The 17,725-nt window shown below is 67.6% G+C and carries 15 protein-coding genes; 3 read left to right on the top strand and 12 right to left on the bottom strand.

Annotation, left to right across the window (positions count from 1 at the left end):
* Positions 1 to 40 precede the first annotated feature (40 nt).
* The 6 genes from MOQ72_RS05235 to MOQ72_RS05210 form a co-directional block, all read right to left on the bottom strand.
* Entirely contained in the window at positions 41 to 964 is a 924-nt protein-coding gene (locus tag MOQ72_RS05235) for an SAM-dependent methyltransferase (protein ID WP_242180923.1), read from the bottom strand.
* A gap of 327 nt (positions 965 to 1,291) precedes the next feature.
* Positions 1,292 to 2,872: an MFS transporter gene (locus MOQ72_RS05230; protein ID WP_242180922.1), complete on the bottom strand. Its 1,581-nt coding sequence runs from the start codon at positions 2,870 to 2,872 to the stop codon at positions 1,292 to 1,294.
* Positions 2,873 to 2,936: 64 nt separating this feature from the next.
* A complete protein-coding gene (locus MOQ72_RS05225; protein WP_242180921.1) occupies positions 2,937 to 4,070 on the bottom strand; it encodes a 2Fe-2S iron-sulfur cluster-binding protein in 1,134 nt (377 codons plus the stop codon).
* Complete coding sequence (locus MOQ72_RS05220) at positions 4,067 to 5,038, bottom strand: PdxA family dehydrogenase (protein ID WP_242180920.1); 972 nt, start codon at positions 5,036 to 5,038, stop codon at positions 4,067 to 4,069. The genes MOQ72_RS05225 and MOQ72_RS05220 overlap by 4 nt, the downstream gene beginning before the upstream one ends.
* Positions 5,035 to 5,499: an aromatic-ring-hydroxylating dioxygenase subunit beta gene (locus MOQ72_RS05215; protein WP_242180919.1), complete on the bottom strand. Its 465-nt coding sequence runs from the start codon at positions 5,497 to 5,499 to the stop codon at positions 5,035 to 5,037. Before MOQ72_RS05215 ends, MOQ72_RS05220 begins: the two co-directional genes overlap by 4 nt.
* On the bottom strand, positions 5,499 to 6,845 hold the full coding sequence (locus MOQ72_RS05210; protein ID WP_242180918.1) for an aromatic ring-hydroxylating dioxygenase subunit alpha: 1,347 nt from the start codon (positions 6,843 to 6,845) through the stop codon (positions 5,499 to 5,501). Before MOQ72_RS05210 ends, MOQ72_RS05215 begins: the two co-directional genes overlap by 1 nt.
* Positions 6,846 to 6,970: 125 nt before the next feature.
* Here MOQ72_RS05210 and MOQ72_RS05205 point away from each other — a divergent pair, with 125 nt between their 5' ends.
* Positions 6,971 to 7,723: an IclR family transcriptional regulator domain-containing protein gene (locus MOQ72_RS05205; protein ID WP_242180917.1), complete on the top strand. Its 753-nt coding sequence runs from the start codon at positions 6,971 to 6,973 to the stop codon at positions 7,721 to 7,723.
* A gap of 58 nt (positions 7,724 to 7,781) precedes the next feature.
* On the opposite strand, the gene MOQ72_RS05200 is transcribed toward MOQ72_RS05205, so the two are convergent.
* The 3 genes from MOQ72_RS05200 to MOQ72_RS05190 form a co-directional block, all read right to left on the bottom strand.
* Entirely contained in the window at positions 7,782 to 9,008 is a 1,227-nt protein-coding gene (locus MOQ72_RS05200) for a macrolide family glycosyltransferase (protein WP_242180916.1), read from the bottom strand.
* A 163-nt stretch (positions 9,009 to 9,171) separates the two neighbouring features.
* On the bottom strand, positions 9,172 to 9,747 hold the full coding sequence (locus tag MOQ72_RS05195; protein ID WP_242180915.1) for a GbsR/MarR family transcriptional regulator: 576 nt from the start codon (positions 9,745 to 9,747) through the stop codon (positions 9,172 to 9,174).
* Positions 9,748 to 9,863: 116 nt separating this feature from the next.
* Positions 9,864 to 10,784: an NADP-dependent oxidoreductase gene (locus MOQ72_RS05190; RefSeq protein WP_242180914.1), complete on the bottom strand. Its 921-nt coding sequence runs from the start codon at positions 10,782 to 10,784 to the stop codon at positions 9,864 to 9,866.
* Between the two features lie 319 nt (positions 10,785 to 11,103).
* Between MOQ72_RS05190 and MOQ72_RS05185 the strand changes: the two genes are divergently transcribed.
* Positions 11,104 to 12,141 carry a hypothetical protein gene (locus MOQ72_RS05185; RefSeq protein ID WP_242180913.1) on the top strand — a complete coding sequence of 346 codons (1,038 nt, stop codon included), beginning with the start codon at positions 11,104 to 11,106 and terminating at the stop codon, positions 12,139 to 12,141.
* A gap of 70 nt (positions 12,142 to 12,211) precedes the next feature.
* On the opposite strand, the gene MOQ72_RS05180 is transcribed toward MOQ72_RS05185, so the two are convergent.
* Positions 12,212 to 14,275 carry a M28 family peptidase gene (locus MOQ72_RS05180; RefSeq protein ID WP_242180912.1) on the bottom strand — a complete coding sequence of 688 codons (2,064 nt, stop codon included), beginning with the start codon at positions 14,273 to 14,275 and terminating at the stop codon, positions 12,212 to 12,214.
* Between the two features lie 306 nt (positions 14,276 to 14,581).
* Between MOQ72_RS05180 and MOQ72_RS05175 the strand changes: the two genes are divergently transcribed.
* Entirely contained in the window at positions 14,582 to 14,905 is a 324-nt protein-coding gene (locus MOQ72_RS05175; RefSeq protein WP_242180911.1) for a hypothetical protein, read from the top strand.
* Between the two features lie 113 nt (positions 14,906 to 15,018).
* Here MOQ72_RS05175 and MOQ72_RS05170 read toward each other — a convergent pair whose 3' ends face one another.
* On the bottom strand, positions 15,019 to 16,251 hold the full coding sequence (locus MOQ72_RS05170; RefSeq protein WP_242180910.1) for a hypothetical protein: 1,233 nt from the start codon (positions 16,249 to 16,251) through the stop codon (positions 15,019 to 15,021).
* A gap of 391 nt (positions 16,252 to 16,642) precedes the next feature.
* The gene (locus tag MOQ72_RS05165; RefSeq protein WP_242180909.1) at positions 16,643 to 17,668 is read right to left on the bottom strand and encodes an AI-2E family transporter; all 1,026 of its coding nucleotides are present in this window, start codon (positions 17,666 to 17,668) and stop codon (positions 16,643 to 16,645) included.
* Between the last annotated feature and the right edge of the window lie 57 nt (positions 17,669 to 17,725).

Here is a 17,725-nt window from a genome sequence, read left to right as displayed (position 1 = left end):
AAGGGGTGGACACCTGCGGCGAAGCCACCGCCACGCGTGATCAACGGTTGCCGTTCGGTTGTGGCAGAAGCTGCGCGGTGACGTAGCGCAGATGCTGGCTCATGTCCTCGGGCACGCCGTCCGCGGTGCGCCCGTACGCCTGGGCGAGTTCGCTGCCGAGCGCGGCGTTGGTCTGCCAGCCGAGCTCGGCCAAGCGGTCGTCCGGGTCGGGGCGTTGGTCGTTGTCGTAGAACAGGTCGTTGATGTCCAGGCCCCATTGTTCGGCCAGCTGCTCGTATCGGCTGGAGAAGTGCTGCATCACCGACCGGACCGCGCGCATGTGCTCGACGGCGATGCGGCTGCCTGGCGCGGACAGCTCGTGCACCGCTTTGAGCAGGCCCTCCTCCGCGTGGTCGGGGAGGTATGGCAGGAGACCCTCGGCCAGCCATGCGGTGGGGCGAGACCGGTCGAACCCGCTGCGCTCCAGCGCCGCCGACCAGTCCTCGCGCAGATCGATGGCCACCGCGTGCCGCGCGCAGCGCGGACGCGCGCCCTCCTCGGCGAGGACGTCGTCCTTGTACGCCAGCACTTTCGGCTGGTCGATTTCGTAGACCGAGCAGCCCTCCGGCCAATCGAGCCGCCAAGCCCGCGCGTCCAACCCGGAGGCCAGGATCACGGCCTGGGTGACGCCGTTGTGCCACGAGTCGTGGAGGAAATTGTCGAAGAACCTGGACCGGACGCCCATGTGGCTGGCGGTGTACGTCCAGACCTCCTCGAAATCCGACTCGTCGTCGGGACCGCGGTGGGGAAGTTGTGCGGACACCGGGAAGTCGGTGCCCGCCGACGAGACGAGCGCGTCGGCGAACGGGTCTTGGATCAGCGCGTCCGCGCGCTTGGTTTCGATCGCTCTACACGCAGCCACCGCCAACGCCGTTAGCCCGACGCTGGTCACGATGTCCCACTGGTCGTTGTCGTGCCTGGGCATGCGTTCCTCCGAGAACGGACATGGTCACCCTTCGTCGCGAAAGCTAACGCGCATAGTTGTATTACCGAAACTAAATGTGTGTGGTTCAACACCGAGATATCGACGCCTGGCCCGAATTCGCCTGCCGTGTCTTGTTCGGCCGTGAAACCATTACCTGGTCGGATAATCTGAATTGGTCGCTGCGACCGCTGTTCCTCTTTCGATTGCTTTATCCGAATGATTCGGAATGTCGAGGGCCCCGACAATGCGGGGTGCGCGCGGCGGGCGTGGCTCACGGGTCGACGGATCTGGCCCGGCTGGCAAATCGATCATGCGGGCCTCGCGTCGTCAGCTCCGCGACCTCGGTAATGGTGCGGCGCAACAACGCAACGGTAACGCAGCGGCGCGAGGACCCGTGCCGACGAGATGCGGACGTGGTCGTGGGGGGGGAAAAACCCGCCCCCCCCGGTTTGGCCCCCACCCCCGGGGGGGGGGGGGCGGGCCGCCCCCCCCCCCCCCCCCCCCCCCCCCCCCCCCCCCCCCCCCCCCCCCCGGGGCGGTGGGGCTGGCGTTGGTGGGTTCCTTCGTGTCGTTGCGCTCGGCGCGACGGGTGCGGCGGCCCAGGTACAGGACGATGATCGCGGAGATCAGCATCGGGACTGCCTGCGCGTAGAACAGCGTGTTCGCCGACCAGCCCGCCGTCCAGGCTGCTCCTACCACCAGGGGGCCGAGGATCCCGCCGACGCGGCCGATGCCCAGGGCCCAGCCGACGCCCGTGGATCGGACCGCGGCGGGGTAGAACATCGCGGCCAGGGCGATGAGGCTCTTCTGCCCGCCGCTGACGCTGCATCCGACCAGGAAGGAGGACAGCAGCAGGACCCACAGCGGCGAGTTGAACGCGAGCGCCATCAGCACGAGGAAGGCGGTGCCCGCCAGGTACAGGATGCCCAGCGAGCCGTAGGCGCCGAGCCGGTCCATGGCCGGGCCGACGACCAAGGCGATCGCGATGCCGCCGACCGTGGTCAGCGTCGTGGCGGTGACGACCGTCGAGAGTGGATAGTCCAAATCGGTCATGATGGTCGGCAACCAGCTCTGCAGCGCGTAGAACTCGGCGAGGTTGATCGCGAACACCAACCACAGCAGCAGCGTGCCCAGCACCCATTCCCGCGAGAGCAATGCCCGCACCTTGACCCGGCCGTCCGCCGACTGCTCGGTGACCCTGAACTCGGGCCGTGCATCGCGGGGGAGGCTCCGGTCGATCCGGCAGCAGTAGCGGTAGGCGCGCCCCGGATTTCCGCCGCGTCCGATCAGGAAGGCGAGCGATTCGGGCAGGAACTTGGCCATGATCGGCACCAGGATCAACGGGGCGAGTGCACCGACGAGGAAGACCGAACGCCAACCGTGCACGGGGATGAGCCACCCGGAAACCACCCCGGCGACCACGAAGCCGAGCGAGAATCCGCAGTAGATCGCGAGGACGAAGCTGGCCCGGAAGCGTTTCGGGCTGTACTCGGCGGTCAACGCGATGGCGCTCGGCGCGGCTGCCCCGAGGCCCAACCCGGTGATGAACCGGAGCACCACGAGCTCGGTGACGCCGCTGGACCAGACGGAGAACAAGGTGCTCACCGCGAACACCGTCGAGCCAGCGATGATCAGTCGCTTGTGGCCGAACCGGTCGGACAGCGGGGACAGCACCAGGTAACCGACCATCAGACCGACCAGGGCGGCGGAGAAGATCGGCCCGAGCAGTTGCTTCGACACGCCCCACTCCTGGGCGATGTGCGGCGCAAGGTAGTTGATGACCTGCGTGTCGAAGCCGTCGAAGAACATCACCAGCCCGCTGAGGCTGATGGCGCCGTACTGGAACCGGCTGATTCGTCTGCCGTCGATGAATTCGGGCAGGCTCAGCGACTGCGTCGATGAAGACACTGGAACCTCGTTTCGGAGGATAGCGGGGGAATGGGCGAGGGGTCAGGCGATTCCTGGCGCCGACTCAGGCGGTCGTGAGCGAGCCCGCCGCTGGGACGAAAGCGTCGGCGTGGAAGTGCTCCTCTCGTAGGCCCGCTTCGCTCGTGAGCGTCGCGAGCGCCTGCGTGGTCATCGCTTCGCTGCCGCAGGCGTAGACGTGAACGTGTGCGAGGTCGGGGTAGTCGGCGAGCACGGCCTGCTGGACCCAGCCGGTGGCACCGCGCCAGCCGGGCGCTGGGCGGGACAGCACCGGGGTGAAGCGGAACCAGTCGTGCCGCGCGGCCCACTTCTCCGGCAGTTCGCGCAGGTAGAGGTCGTCGGCCGTGCGACAGCCCCAGTAGAGGTGCATCCGTCGGGTCTGCCGTCGTGCGATCTGGTCCTGCACCATCGATTTGATCGGCGCGAAGCCCGTGCCGGTGGCCAGCAGGATCACCGGTGCGTCGGTGTCGTCGAGGACGAACTCGCCGAACGGCGTCTCGACCGAGACCAGGTCGCCACGACGCAGCTCACCAACGATCTGCTCGGAGAACCGGCCGCCCGGCTCGGTTCGGACGTGCAGCTCCGCGGCATCGTTGTGCTGCGGCGAGTTCGCCAGGGAGTACGGCCGGGTGTCCCCGTCGGGCAGCGTGACGTTGAGGAACTGGCCAGCCTGGAACGGGGCGCGGCGGCCGATCGGGAACCGCAGGTCGAGCACGGTCACCCGCGGTGCGGGGCGGCGGATGCGGTGCACGACCGTCGTGAGCGCCTTCCGGCGCGGCGGCTCGCGGCGCTCGATGCGGCGCGGCTCGATCTCGACCGGTCCGAGCGGTTCCGCCCGGCACAGCAGCACGTTGTCGGCTGGCCCGCTGATCGTGCCGCGGCCCCGCACGGCGAGTTCGCCCGCGCGCAGCCCGCCGGTGCACGAGGTGCACACCCCCTTGCGGCACGAGTACGGGATCGACCAGCCCGCGGTCTCAGCCGCCTCAAGCACGGTTTGGCCCGGCTCGCACGGGAACTCGATCTCGGTGCCCGCGACGGTGACCAGTTCCGCCTCTCCGCGATTTGCAGTGGTGGTTGCGTTCTGCTCAATCTCGCGTTGCGGGGTTTCTTGTGGCTGGTTTGCGTCACGGTCCCCTGGGGTGCGGTTGAGTAGGGCTGGGGTTGACATAGGGCTACTCATGCCGCCCTCTCCTTCGAAGGTTGGAACAGTTGCAGCGCGCGGATCAGTGCCGTCGGGTCTGCTACGCCGCGGCCCGCTATGTCGAACGCTGCGCCGTGCCCGACGCTGCAGAACGGGACACCGGCGCCGATGGTCAATGCCGTGGCCGTCTTGCCAGCCAGCAACTTCACCGGAACATGGCCCTGGTCGTGGTACATGGCGACGAATCCGTCGTAGGCGCCAGTGGTGAGCAGCACGTCCGCTCCGACGGGCCCGTCGACCGACAGGCCGAGCTTCGCCAGTTCGGCCACCGCTGGCGCGGTGATCCGTTCGTCGTCAGCACCGAACAAGCCGCCCTCACCGGCATGCGGATTGATGCCGAACACGCCGATCCGGGGCGCGCTGACGCCCAGCGCCACCAGCGCGTCGTGCAGGGCTTGGCCCGCAGCGCTGACCAAGTCGGGCGACAACCGGCCGATCGCGTCGGCGAGACGCTCGTGCAAGGTGACGTGCACGATGCGCAGACCGCCACCGGCGAGCAAGAGGAACACGCGGTCCTCGGCCACGCCGGTCAGCCGGGCGATGAGCGGCGGATAGCCGCGGAAGCCGATGCCAGCAGCGTGCACTGCGGTCTCGGAGTGCGGGCACGCCACCACGCCGCGGAAGCCACCGTCGAGTGCGAGGTGGACGGCCCTCGTCACGTACTCGATCGTCGCCGCGCCAGCCTCGGCGCTGATCACGCCGGGCAGGTGCTCGCCGGGTGGAAGGTGATCCACGTCCACCAGATCGAGCACGCCGTCCGCCGCAGGGGCGTCCGGCGAATAGTCGCGCAACGTCGTGCCGTGCTCGGCTGCGAGCCGGTCAAGCACCGAACGGTCACCGACCAGCACGGGCGCGTCGCTGGCGCAGGACTTCGCCGCCTTGATCGCGATCTCGGGGCCGATCCCGTTGGGGTCGCCGATCGCGAGCAGGGTCCGGTCACCGCTCATAGCGGCAGCGCCAGCAGCGTGTCGATCTCGGAGCTGTCGCAGACGACGATCCGTTCGCGCAACAGTGCCTCGTCGCCGTCGATCCGGTAGCGATCCACGTAGCGGCCGCTGGCGAAGATGTCGGTCGGGCCGTTCCCGGTGATCCGCAGGACGAAGAAGGAGGTTTCGCTCGCCACGTCGTCGCCGGACTCGGCGATGATGGCTGGCTGCCCGAGCATGTGCCGATAGCTGTGCGGTTCGTAGATGTTGGCCTCGCGAAGTGCCGACACCCGGTCCTTCAACATTCCCCTGCTGTCGGCCCAGATCAGTCCAGCGGGCAGGTCGCGGCGGTAGTTGTCGGCAGTGGTGACGCGGTAGCGGCAGTCTTCGGTGAAGAAGTCCGGCCAGTCCTCCAGCTGCCCGTCGTCGATGCAGCGCACGTACTGCGCCTGGGCCCGCGCGATGATGACCGAGTTGTCCATCAGGCTCCCTCCTGCCCGGCTTGCGGGATGCGAACCCGCTCGGGATGGCGGTTCGCCCCCTCGGGGCGCTCGGGCGCGCTGTCGGTCAGTTCGAACCCCATGGCACTGCGGTACGCCTTCCAGAACCCGCGAACGGAGGCTTCGGTGACCCGGCTCTCGCTTGAGGTCGCGCTGTCGCCGCCCATCTGCAGGGTCGCGTGCTCGCTGCCCGCACCCGCGATTCCGCGCTGCACGAACCCACCGATCCCACCGTCCTCCATGGACACATATCCCGCGGGACCGACCAGGTTGGACTGCTTGAGGCGGATCAGCCGCTGCTCCTCGGTGTCCTCCTCGAAGCCCAGGTAAGTCCAGTTGAGCTTCGTGCGGTCGACCGACACCGGCAGGATCTGGCGCACCGCCACCGAGTTCTGGATCTGTTGCAGCACGAAACCGGGGAACACGGACAGGATCTGGAGCGTGATGTCGTCGCCGACCTCGCTGAAACCGGCGAGCATCGACGGGTCGGCCAGCCGGTATTCGCTCTCCGAGCGGATGTTCTGCTTGCTGTACTCGTCGTCGTCGACCGCCGAGCGGTCGATGGCCGAGTAGCTCACGTGGTGTCCGCCCGAGGGGTCCACGATGATCGCGCCGCGCTGGTTCAGCCGGTTGAGGCCGAACGTGGTGAAGAACAGGTGCAGGATGCTGGCGTGGTAGGAGTCCTTGACGTTCTCGACGTAGAGCTTCCAGTTGTTCGGCAGCAGTTGGGTGAACCGGCCGAGCACCACGGGGCGGCGCCCGCCGAGCACCCGGTCGATCCGGTCGAGGATCTCCTCACCCAGGTACTCCTCGATGTCCGGCACGTCGTTGGACAGGGTCCCGAACACCAGCCCGTGCACGATCGCGAGCCTTAGCTTGCGGGGCCCGTGCTTGGCCATGCAGAACTCGGGTGGCATGCCGCCCTTGCCGTTGACGCCCTCGGCGAACGCGACCGCGGTGAGGTCGCCCTGGAGGTTGTAGGTCCAGGCGTGGTAGACGCAGGTGAAGTCCTGCGCGTGACCGTGGTCGGCCATCGCGATCAGCGCACCCCGGTGCGCGCAGCGGTTCTCGAACGCGTAGACCTCGCCGTCCACGTCCCTGGTCACCAGGACCGGCTGCGCGCCGATGAACGTGGTGCAGAAGTCGCCCGGCTCGGCCAGTTCGGCCTCCAGGCAGAGGTAGCTCCAGTAGGGGCCGTGGAAGAGCCGGTCGTGCTCCTGGCGGTAGATCGCCTCGTCCTGGAAGGCCCAGTAGGGCACCTGCGCTAGCGATCGGGGCCAGCCGCGATCGCGTGTCGGCTCAGCGGTCGTACCGATGAGGCGATCCATGGACCCTCCCTCTCCTCGACAGCCCGAACGATCCTTGGTATCGTTCGGTATCCGAACACATGTCCACTACGCGAACAGTGAAGCCGCGTCCCCGCGGTCGTGTCAAGCCGTCGGGAGGAGAACGCATGCCAGCAGCGGAGGGAATGGCCGGGCTCGCCAAGGGGCTGGCCGTGCTTGAGGCGTTCAGCGGCACCACCCCGAAGATGACCATCAGCGATGCCGCTCGGCTCACCGAGCTCAACCGAGCGGTCGCCCGCCGATGCCTGTTGACCCTCGTCGAGCTGGGCTACCTCACCTTCGACGGCAAGTACTTCCGCCCCACGCCGAGACTGCTGCGCCTCGGCGACACCTACCGCGAGAGCGCGGCGCTTCCGCAGCTCGCCCAGCCGCACTTGGCGGCCGTGCGCGAACAGCTCGGGGAATCGGCATCCCTCGCTGTGCTCCACGACGACGAATCGCTGTTCGTCGCCCGCAGCGAGGTGACGCGAATCGTCAACACGGGCGTGCGGGTCGGTGCGACCCTGCCCGCCTACGCGTCAGCGACCGGCCACGTCCTGCTCGCCGGTCTCCGGTCGGAGGAGCTGGAGTCCTATTTGGACCGGTGTCGTCCGGAGGCCCGCACCTCGAAGACACCCGTGCGCCGAGAGGACATCCGGCAGCGGGTCGAACAGGTCCGAGCGGAAGGCCACGCCATCACCGACGAGGAACTGGAAGTGGGACTCCGCTCCATGGCTGTACCCGTGCAGGACTCCAGAGGGCAGGTGGTCGCGGCCATATCCATCAGCACCACAGCGGCTCGCGTCTCGGTCGACCGCCTCCGCGCGGAATTCCTGCCGGTACTCCGCGACCACGCGCAGCAGCTCGGCCGCACCCTCTGACGGCGACACCCACCAGCGCGCGACCCGATGACTGACGCGCGAGAACCGTCCAATCGCGTCAAAGTTTGCTGGTCAGCAGGCTTTGGATCGCCTCGGCGCCCGCCGCGGCGCCGCCTCCCTGGTAGAGGGTCTCGGAAATGGTCTTGGCGGCGGTCCGCTGGTCGGAGTCTGTGAGGGCGCGCTCGACGGCGGCACGCAGTTCGGCGGGCGGCACGGGTCGGTTCGAGAGGTTCTGCCGCAGCACGGCACCGGCGCCGCGGTCGGCCACCGCTTGGCCGATGACCAACTGCTCGAACTGCTGCGGGATGACGACTAGCGGCACCCCGTAGGCGAGCCCTTCCAGCACGCTGTTCATGCCCCCGTGCGTGACGAACACCGCCGTCCGCCGGAGCACGTCGAGCTGCGGCACGGACGCGCGTACGAGCGTGTTCGTCGGTGGCTGGCCGAGTCGAGCGGGATCGGTGTGCGAGCCGACCGAGAGCAGGAATCGCGCGGGCAGATCGGCGAAAACCTCGAAGCAGCTGCGGAAGAAGGCGTCGCTGCCCGCGTGGAGGGTGCCCAGGGACACGAGGACGAGCGGTTCGAGGGTGTCCAGATGGGCGGCCAGCTCGGCGTCGAGATCCCGGTTGCGGGTGTCCTGTTCGATCGTGGGTCCGATGTAGTGGCAGCGCTCGTCGATTCGCGGGTCAGGTGGCTGCAACCACCGCGGAATCGGGAAGAGCGTCACGTCGCCGCGCATCGGAAAGGTCGGTCGCGGTGGGAAGATCTGCTTGTCGAAGCGGCGCAACACCTGCCTCTTGGCCGCGATTGCTCCGGGCACGTCGGGCATCGCGGTGCGGATGAAGTGGACCCATTCCCGGGCGGTCAGGCTCTTCATGCTGGCGCCGCCGAGCATCATGGTGGTCATGAACGAGATCGTGGGCAGGCCGAGGCTCACGGCGGCCATCCGGCCCCAGATCGCGTTGGAGTCGAACGCGACAGCGGCGGGCTGCTGAGCGCGCAGTTCGGTCAGCAGGAACGGCAGCAACGTTTCGGTGGCGGTCAGGACTCGGGTGACCACTCGCACGGGACTGCCGGTCCGGGTGGCCTCGGCGATGTCCTCGGCTGCGATCGTCCCGGCCGGGTAGGGGCGGAACTCGGCGCCGGTGTGTTCCACCTGATCGCGGAATTCGTCGGAGGTGTAGTAGGTGACTTCGACGCGGCGGCGCACCAGTTCGCGGACCAGCGGCAGACTGGGGTTGAGGTGACCAGCGGCGGGCATGCCCGTCAGCACTATTCGACTCATGCGAACCCTTTCTCGGGTGAACCGGACATGTGCATCCAGGCGGCTCGAACACGCATGATCGTCACTTTCCGGCTTGGACATTCATGATGTCGGGGATCCCACAGCGAGGCGGCGACAGCAACTCCCGCAGGGGCCGCTACCCGCGCCGCTACGCAAAACGAGTTCAAAGGCAGCCTGTTCGCTTCTTCTTCCGGTACTGCTCCCAGCGTCGGATGAACTCTTCTGTCTCCTGTTCCTGGAACTGGAAGAGATCCCGGAATTCCGCAAGCCGTTCCTGCTGCGCGATGCGTTCCGTCGCGAGGATCGACAGGCCGAACTCCGCGGCCTCGATGGCGCCCCGCGCGCTGGCCATTTGGACGCGCAGCACCTGGGACCAGCCGCCGGAGGTGATCTGGTAGTGGTGTTCGCGATTCGGGGCCGGATAGCGCTCGACCATCCCGGCATCGTGCAGTAGCCGCACGACCGTGCTGATCGACGTCTTGCTCACTTCGAGCGTGCTGGCCATCTCGGTCATCGACTGATCGGGCGGATCGCAGATCATCAGCCAGCCGTAGACGCGTCCCATGGTCCGAGACGCGCCGAACTTCTCCATGCAAAGCCCCATCCGGTCGACGAACTCGCGTTCGCCCGGCGACAGCGCGTTCATCGACTCGCCCCCATCGTGCACATCGTAAAGTTTGTACTGAACGAACCGTCCGTCGTCGATGAACTTTGCGACATCTTTACGCCAGAGCGTCAAGAGCGAGCGCCGACCGACGTTGTGACTGCGCGTCGGCCCGGCCAACCCCGTTCGGCGAACACCGCGATGTGCGCGGCACCAGTCGGATCACCGGACCGCCCGCCTGGCCCCGGTGTTCAGCCCACCTCAAGAACGATCTTGCCGGTGAGGTGGCCGAATTCGCTTAGCCGATGCGCATCGGCGATCCGCTCCAGCGGGAACGTCTGCTCGATCGGCAGGCGCAGCGCACCGCGCTCCAGCAGCGGCAGCACCTCGGCGAAAACTTCGGACATGGCCACCTCATCAGCACCCCCGCCGGAGAAACGAACGCCGTGCGCGGCCGCGTCCGGGTCGGCGATGGTGATCACCCGATCCGGGCTGCCAGCCAGCTCGACGGACATCCCGAGCACGCCGCGGCCGGATGCGTCCAGCACGGCGTCGACGGATTCCACGGCCTCTCGCACTCGTTGCTCGACGCCCTCGCCGTAGCTGACCGGGCGCACGCCGAGCTCGCGCAGGAACGCGTGGCGGCCGGGGCTCGCGGTGCCCACCACGTTGGCGCCCCACGCGCGCGCGAGTTGTGCGGCGACCAGCCCGACCCCGCCAGCCACGGCGTGGACGAGCAGGGTCTGGCCCGCCCGCACGCCGAGCAGGCGCAGCGTGCGGTAAGCCGTCTCGGCGGCTACTGGCAGTGCGGCGGCCTGCGGAAACGCCAGCCATTCGGGTTTGGCGACGAGTTTCGCGCTGTCGGCAAGGGTATGCGTGGCGGCGGCACCAGTAGCGGCCTTGCCGAACACGGGTTGGCCGACCCGCCAGCCCTGCACCCCAGGACCGAGCGAGTCGATGGTTCCGGCGACGTCTATACCGGTGCCCTGCGGCTCCGCAGGAGCGTCACCGGACGCGAAGAGCCCGCTGCGGATCTTCCAGTCGATGGGGTTGACCCCGGCGGTGGCGACCGCGAGCCGGACCTGACCCTTGCCCGGCTCGGCGGTGGGAACGTCTTCCAGAACGAGCACCTCGGGCCCGCCGAAGCGGCTGAAGCGAACGGCTTTCGACATGGGATTCCTTCTCCGTTGTGGATGGTCTGGTGCAGACGAGCAACAGGGTCCTGCCGACCACGTCCCTGGAGTGGCTGGCCCGTCACGAGTACTGCGGTCCGTCAAACGGTGCGACCACGACTTAAATTCCGCGCCCGTCCCGCTGCACGTCGTCGCTCGGCCAGCGGACCTCGACGTAACTCAGGGTCAAGGCAGTGTGATCGGGAGCGTTCGTCCGCTGTGCCCGGAGGCGATTGGCTGTGCTGCTGCACGCAACCTCCGCAGCACCACGTGCGTCTGCTGGTAGACAGAGATCGGCTACCGAGGAGAGCGAGCGTTGGTGCGGCAGGCGAGTACGCGGTTCCGGTTGGTCAGCGGTGTTGGCGGCGCGTTCGTGCTGGTGGTGACGACCGCGGCCGGGATGTCATGGGCGCAGCCCGACGATCCGTCGGCGGCCACGGCACCCCAGTGCGCCGTCCACGAGTTGCCGTTGCCGAACGGGCACCAAGCTGGAACGGTGCTGGGGGCTTCGCCGGACGGTGCGTCGTTGGTCGGGTCCTCGAACGACGGCGGATCCGTTGGTGCGGCGGTGATTTGGCGCGGCGGGGTCGCGGAGCCGGTCGACGGCGCGCCCGGAGCCCTGGTCGACATGAACGGCAGCGGCGTCGCGGTCGGCGATTCCGTCGACGCCCAGCAGAACCACCACCCGTGGGTCTACGAAAGCGGCGAAGTCCGCGAGTTGACCGGCGAGGGAACTCCGTCGGCCATCGGTGAAGACGGGCGCGTCGTCGGAAGCAGGCTGAAGCCCACTCCGAACGGTCCGCCGGTCGCCGTGCCCGCGGTGTGGGCGCCGGGCGCGAACGACCCGGTCGATCTGCCCATGCCAGGCGAGCAAACCGGACGGGCGAGCGACATCGCTGCTGACGGCACGATCGTGGGGACAGTTCAGCAGGACGCCTACGTGTGGCGTCCGGACGGCACGCACGGTCCGCTGCGGCGCCCGGATGGCATTCCCGCGACGGAAGGTGTTTCGGCCGCCAAGATCAGCGGATCGTGGGTGGTCGGTTGGACGATGTCCGCGGGAGTGGTGCGGTGGAAGCTGGAAACCGGCACCGTCGAGGCGGTTCCGGGGCTGCAGGACGCCGAACCCGCCAACCAAGGCATCAACGACAGCGGCGTAGTGCTCGCCAAGACCGGGTACGACGCCGTCACGGTGACTGACGGCGTGTTGACGACGTTGCCCGCCCTCAACAGCGACCGGCCGATGAGTTACCCGTCGTCGATCAGCGCTGATGGCCGAGTGGTCGCCGGTACGGCCCAGACCAACGGAAACCCCAGTCCGGTAACCGAATTGCCGGTCTACTGGACGTGTTCCTGAGCAATCCCGTGCTCGTCGAAGAGCACGGCCCGCCTCCCAGGGGGAAGGCGGGCCGCTTCGGGTCGAATCGCTAGGCCAGCGGCTCTCGGGCCGCTTCAGCGGCCTTGAGCAGCGAATCGACCAGCAAGTCGCGGTACTTCTCGGCGGTCGCGGTGTCGCCGTTGGTGATCGCGTCATCGATCGCCGACAACGGCTGCACCGCGTAACCCGTGTACAGACCTGGTGCGTAGACCATGTGCTTGTACCAGTCCCGGCCGGGCAGACCTTCCTGCTGGGTCAACGCGCGTTCCTGGGCTATCAACGCATCGGTGACCGAATCGCCGCCGATACCTCGCGCTGAGCCCTCCAACTGCTCGGCCGCCGCTTTCCACTCCCGAGCAGCGGCGTAGGCGGGGGAGAGGTCCACGACCGGCTCGCCGGTCTGCTTCTCGTCGAGATCTTCCAGGTGGCCCACGACCGCGGACGCGTAATCGGAGTAGACCATCGGCGCGGCATCCGAACCCGCCATGCGCAACGCGAAAGTGCCCGCGTACGCCGCGGCTACTTCGTGGTAGCGGTAACCGGGGTCGAGGAAGTTGCGCATCATGTGCAGGTCGTCGTAGGCGCTGTGGTACTCACCGCTGGGTGTCGATGTGCCGAAATCGGCCGAGGCGATGCCGAGGTGGTCCAGGAACGCTGTGTAGTCCGATCCGCTGCCCAACCGCTCCGGCACCGGGTTCTGCTGGCCCGACGCCTGCTGCCAGTTGCGGTACAACGTGCCGTGTTCGGGGTCGCTGACGTCCTTGGCTATGTCGGCCAGCACGTCGTCGAGCGCGGGAACCGCGCTGGCGGAGAAGTTCTTTCCGCCGCCCGCACCGTCCATGTTGAGGTAAACAAGGGCGTTCTCCAGCAGATCGGCGCGGTGCTGCTCGACCCATTCGGTCGCGCCGAGCAACCCGTACTCCTCACCGTCCCAACCGGCCAGCACGATGGTCCGCTCCGGCTGCCACCCGCGATCGCGCAACTCGGCCATCGCCCGAGCCGCTTCCATCAGCGTGGTCCAGCCGGACACGTCGTCCTTGGTGCCGTAGGTCCACGAGTCGAAGTGCGCGCCGAGCACGACCTTCTGCTCCGGGTGCTTCGAACCGGGGATCTCCACGATCACGTCGTTGACCGGGATCTGCTGGTAGTCGATGTCCAGGTCGAGGTTGACCCGAGTCGGTCCGGGACCCACCCGGTAGGTCAGGTCCAAACCGCCCTGCCATTCCTCCGGCGCTGCCGGGCCCTGCAATGCCGCCAACAGGTGCTGGGCTTGGCCGTAGGAGATCGGTGTGGTCGGCACGCTCGTCATGTTGTCGGCTTCCGACGGATCAAGGCGCGACGTGCCCGGTATGGACGGTTCGCCTGGTGTGAGCGGGTCGCCTGGATACTGGAAGATGTACTGCACGCTGCCGCGCTGGATGCCGTCGGCGTTGCGCCACGGTCCGTCCGGGTAGACCGCGCCCTGGGTGAAGCCGTCGTCCGCGGGATCGGAGTACAGGATCACCCCGGTGGCGCCGTGTTCTTCGGCGACCTTCGACTTCACCCCGCGGAAGCTCTGCCCGTACCGGGCCAGCACGATCTTGCCCCGCACGTCGACACCCATTTCCGCCAGCCTGGCGTAGTCGTCCGGCAGGCCGTAGTTGACGTAGACCACGTCCGCGGTGACGTTTCCGGACGGCGAGTAGGCGTTGTAACCGACGACCACGTCCTCGAAGTTCTCGTGCCACGGGTAAGGCGGTTCCTTCACCGCCAGGTCCCGCTGTTCGGGGCCGGTCATGGTCACCGAGATATCTCGTGGCACCGAGGAGTAGACGCCGTAACTCTCCAGTCTTGGCTGCAAACCCCATTCGGCGAGCTTGTCCACCGAGTACTGCGCTCGACGCGTGGCGCCGTCGGTGCCGACCATGCCGGGGTAGGTCGACATCGCCTCGCTCAGCTGGGCCGCGCTGTCCGCATCGACTTCCTGCTGCAATGCGCGCTCCCAACCCCGCAGGTTGATCGCGCCCTGTGCGGTCGCGGTTGGGATCTGCACCGCGAGTCCGGCAACGAGTGTCGCCGCCAACGCGCCCGAACCGAACAACCACGTGCGGCGTCGGACTCTGCTTCGGGACATCCGTCCTCCTGATGCCGTGGCATGCAGTTAGCAAGACGAAAAGTACAAAGGGGGCTTCATTCGCACAACGGCTACCACCCGTTTGCCATCCGCTGGGCGGAACCAGGCCAACGCTGTCCCGATCGCCGCTGAGCCGCCGAGATCTCCTTCGTCGAAGCACCTGCCGTGCGCGATGGCGGTCGGATGCGTCATCCATTTTGGACAGTCTGCGTCGCTGGAAATTCACCGCATCCAGCGACGACTGCGAGTCGGAGGCGATCCCCAGCGGGGGTTTCCCCGTCCCCGATTTCCGGGGACACTGGGAGCATGCCACCGCACGAACTGAACGCGGAGCCGCAATGGCGACGAACGGGCAACCCGTACTTCCCCGCTGTCGCCACCGTCGACGGCCGATCATGGGTCCTGCGGCGCAACCGCGGTTTTCCGGATCATGCGATGTGGACACTTTTCATCAACGGTGCGGGGCGCTTCGACATGGACGATTTCCCGCCCGCCTGGGGAAAACCGACGGATCAGTCGGCTCCGCTGCTGGACGCCCGCGCGGCCGAGGAAGTCCTCGCGCCTGTTCGGGACTTCGTGGTCTACGGCAGCGAAGTCGGCGATCCCTGCGACGACTTCTGCTGCGGTTGACCTGACCGCCCCTGCTTTCCATCCACCAACCGTGCGAAAGGTCGGACTACGGGGCACGAGTCCCCGTAGTCCGACCTTCCCGCTACCGATTCCGTCCGGCAGCAGAACAGCGACTACCAATTCCAGGGCATGGAGTCTTCGACCGTGTCCAAGGCGTCTCCGACACCATCCACGACTGCCTCGCCCGCGTCCGCGACCGCGCCGCCGAGCCCGGTCAGCGCAGCTCCGGCGCCGCCAGTGGGAACGTAGCTGCCTCCGAAGAAGCCACCGAATCCGTCAGTGATCCAATCCCAGGCCGATTCGGCCTGATCGCCGATCCAGGCCCCGGCTGATTCGATTTCGCCGACGGTCCATTCGACGCCCTTGGCGAGGCCGTAGCCCGGGTAGTACAAGGTCTGAGTCGCCCACGTCAGACCCAGGGCAAGAGCGTCAACGCCAAGATAGTGTTCCGACAGAACAGACGTTGGAAGATACTTGGTGTAGTCGCGCCAACCTTCGTACACCGCAACATAATCATCGCCGCCCCAAGGGTATTGCGGCAGATCGCCGATCAACGTGTCCCCCTCCGGAGGCATGTCCGGCTGCTCCCCGTCGCGGGGGACCTGGCTGCCGTCAACGCCCTCGCCTGGAACGCCGAGATCCAGCCGGTCCGGCAGCCTGTCCGGTGCAGGAGGCGGATACATCACGGTCGGGGGCTTGACCGGCGGGTTGAACTTCAGCCCGCCGTCGAAGACCTTCGGCGGCGGCGGTTGTGCGGAGCCGTCCTCGCTAGGAGTGGCCGGGTTGGCGCCGTCGTCGCCTGAGCCCACGTCGGGCCGTTTGAAGCCCGGATCGATGTCAGGCCCGCTCAATCCCGAGGTAAGACCATCACCGCTGGAGCTGTCGCTGGGGGTGGTCTCACCGGGCTCGGCACCTTCGGTGCCTTCGCTGGGCTCGTTGCCTGGTGTGGCCGCGTTGGAGTCGCTACCAGGGGTGCTTTCGGTGGGCTCGTCACCTGGGGCGAGCGCACTCGATTCGTCCCCGGCGGCGGTCTCGTTGGAAATGCCACCTTCGGTGTCCTCGCTGGAGTCGTTGTCCGGTGTGGGCGAGCCGGGCTCGCCGCCTGGGGCGGTCTGGCTGGAGTCGTCACCTGGGGTGGTCTGGCTGGCGCCGCTGTCGGAGCTGGCCTCACCAGAACCGCCATCGGGAATTTCAGCACTGACGCGGTAGGCAGCGCTGTGCACTGTGGATTCCGGTAGTTGCGGACCGGTCGCGGCCAGGGCCGTGGTCGGAGCCAGCGCGCAGGTGGAAATTGCGACTGTCGCGGTGAGGAGCTTCGTCACGATGCGTAAGGTCATTTCGTCCATTCGACTTGATCGATGGCCGTGCTTCGCCTTGGTTGACGGCCTGTGTTCGCTTGCCTTCCAAGTGTGCTCTGGAAGTCGCCACCGAGCCGATGGAGAGTTCCCCCGAACTCACCGAGTGGAATCCCCCGCACCGACGTGGTGCCAGCCCCAGCTGCCAGGTGGGGCAGACCAGAAATCCCGCCATGCCACGGGGCACGACCGTCCACATAGCACTGATCGACCGGGTCGCGACGATTGCTGAGACGGTGAACGCGGGGAATGCTGAAGATCAGGACCGTCCAAGGCTGGACGATGTCGCCAACGAACGGCAACGTGTGGCCGCGTCGGGGGAGTGCTGTGCCGGTTCATGATCTAGTCGGCGGTGGCAGTTTCGTCGCTGTCCATCATGGACTTATGCGGGGACGTCGCCGGAAGATCTCGTCTGTCGAATCGGGCGGCGGGCTTGTTGCACGACGTCTGCCGCGATGGCGGCGATCGGTGCGGCGACCATCATGCCCACCGCTCCGGCGAGAGCACCCCCGAGGAGGGTGGCGAGCAGCACCACCAGCGGGTGCAGCCTGAGCGCGGCGCCGAAGGTGAACGGGCGCACCAGGTTTTCCAACACCGCGTTGGCCAGGATCAGCACCGCCAGCATCCACAGCGCGGTTTCCAGACCACCCGAGCCGAAGGCCATCAACACCGCGAACGCTCCGGACAGGAACGCGCCCAGGTACGGGATGTAGGCGGCGACGAAGCACAGCAGACCGATCGCGAGCACGAAGGGAACCCGCAGCACGAGCGCCCCGATCACGGTCACCCCCGCATTCATCACCGCGATCAGCGTCAGGCCGTTGAAGTACCGGCGCACGATGGTCGCCGCCCGTTCGGTCACCGCGCGACCGAAGCCGCTCGGACCGGGAATCCAACCGGCCACCAGCGCGTGGATCCGCGGGCCGTCGGCCAGGACGAACACCAGGATGTAGAGCGCCAACAGCACCCCCACCACCGAGCCGATGACGGCCGCCAAACCTGCGCTCAGCGTTGAGAAGAACCCGACCGCCAGCGTCGGACCCGCGTCCGAAGTCGCGCCGCTGAGCTGATCGACCACCTGTGCGCCGAAGGGCGTCCCGGCAAGCACCTCGCGCGCGCGGGCGACACCATCCGCGGCGACGCGGGCTATCGAATCCCACTGCGAAACGATCCCGGCAACGAACACGCCTATCACTGCGGCCGCAACGGCGAGCACGAGCACGCACACCAACGTGCCGCCGAGCGCCCTCGGCACCCGATGACGAGCCAGCCGGGCCACCAACGGCTCGGCGATCGTCGCCGCACCCGCCATCAACACCACCGGGATCAACAGCGGCCGCGCTGCCAGGAGCACGAACACGCCGATGGCGACAGCCACCGCTATCCCGGTCAGCATCCAGCACGCCATGCCAACGCGCTGCAACCGAGCCGAACCCCGGCTTGGGCCATGTGCGGCGACCGGGCG

The organism is Saccharopolyspora soli, from assembly GCF_022678645.1.
Taxonomy (GTDB): Bacteria; Actinomycetota; Actinomycetes; order Mycobacteriales; family Pseudonocardiaceae; genus Saccharopolyspora; species Saccharopolyspora soli.
This window is presented reverse-complemented; position numbering and strand designations above follow the sequence as displayed.

Excerpts from the sequence above, each read along its gene's own strand:
- MOQ72_RS05235 (WP_242180923.1), bottom strand. The coding sequence starts at position 964 with ATGCCCAGGCACGACAACGACCAGTGGGACATCGTGACCAGCGTCGGG.
- MOQ72_RS05225 (WP_242180921.1), bottom strand. The coding sequence starts at position 4,070 with ATGAGTAGCCCTATGTCAACCCCAGCCCTACTCAACCGCACCCCAGGG.
- MOQ72_RS05220 (WP_242180920.1), bottom strand. The coding sequence starts at position 5,038 with ATGAGCGGTGACCGGACCCTGCTCGCGATCGGCGACCCCAACGGGATC.
- MOQ72_RS05215 (WP_242180919.1), bottom strand. The coding sequence starts at position 5,499 with ATGGACAACTCGGTCATCATCGCGCGGGCCCAGGCGCAGTACGTGCGC.
- MOQ72_RS05210 (WP_242180918.1), bottom strand. The coding sequence starts at position 6,845 with ATGGATCGCCTCATCGGTACGACCGCTGAGCCGACACGCGATCGCGGC.
- MOQ72_RS05205 (WP_242180917.1), top strand. The coding sequence starts at position 6,971 with ATGCCAGCAGCGGAGGGAATGGCCGGGCTCGCCAAGGGGCTGGCCGTG.
- MOQ72_RS05200 (WP_242180916.1), bottom strand. The coding sequence starts at position 9,008 with ATGAGTCGAATAGTGCTGACGGGCATGCCCGCCGCTGGTCACCTCAAC.
- MOQ72_RS05190 (WP_242180914.1), bottom strand. The coding sequence starts at position 10,784 with ATGTCGAAAGCCGTTCGCTTCAGCCGCTTCGGCGGGCCCGAGGTGCTC.
- MOQ72_RS05180 (WP_242180912.1), bottom strand. The coding sequence starts at position 14,275 with ATGTCCCGAAGCAGAGTCCGACGCCGCACGTGGTTGTTCGGTTCGGGC.
- MOQ72_RS05175 (WP_242180911.1), top strand. The coding sequence starts at position 14,582 with ATGCCACCGCACGAACTGAACGCGGAGCCGCAATGGCGACGAACGGGC.
- MOQ72_RS05170 (WP_242180910.1), bottom strand. The coding sequence starts at position 16,251 with ATGGACGAAATGACCTTACGCATCGTGACGAAGCTCCTCACCGCGACA.
- MOQ72_RS05165 (WP_242180909.1), bottom strand. The coding sequence starts at position 17,668 with ATGGCGTGCTGGATGCTGACCGGGATAGCGGTGGCTGTCGCCATCGGC.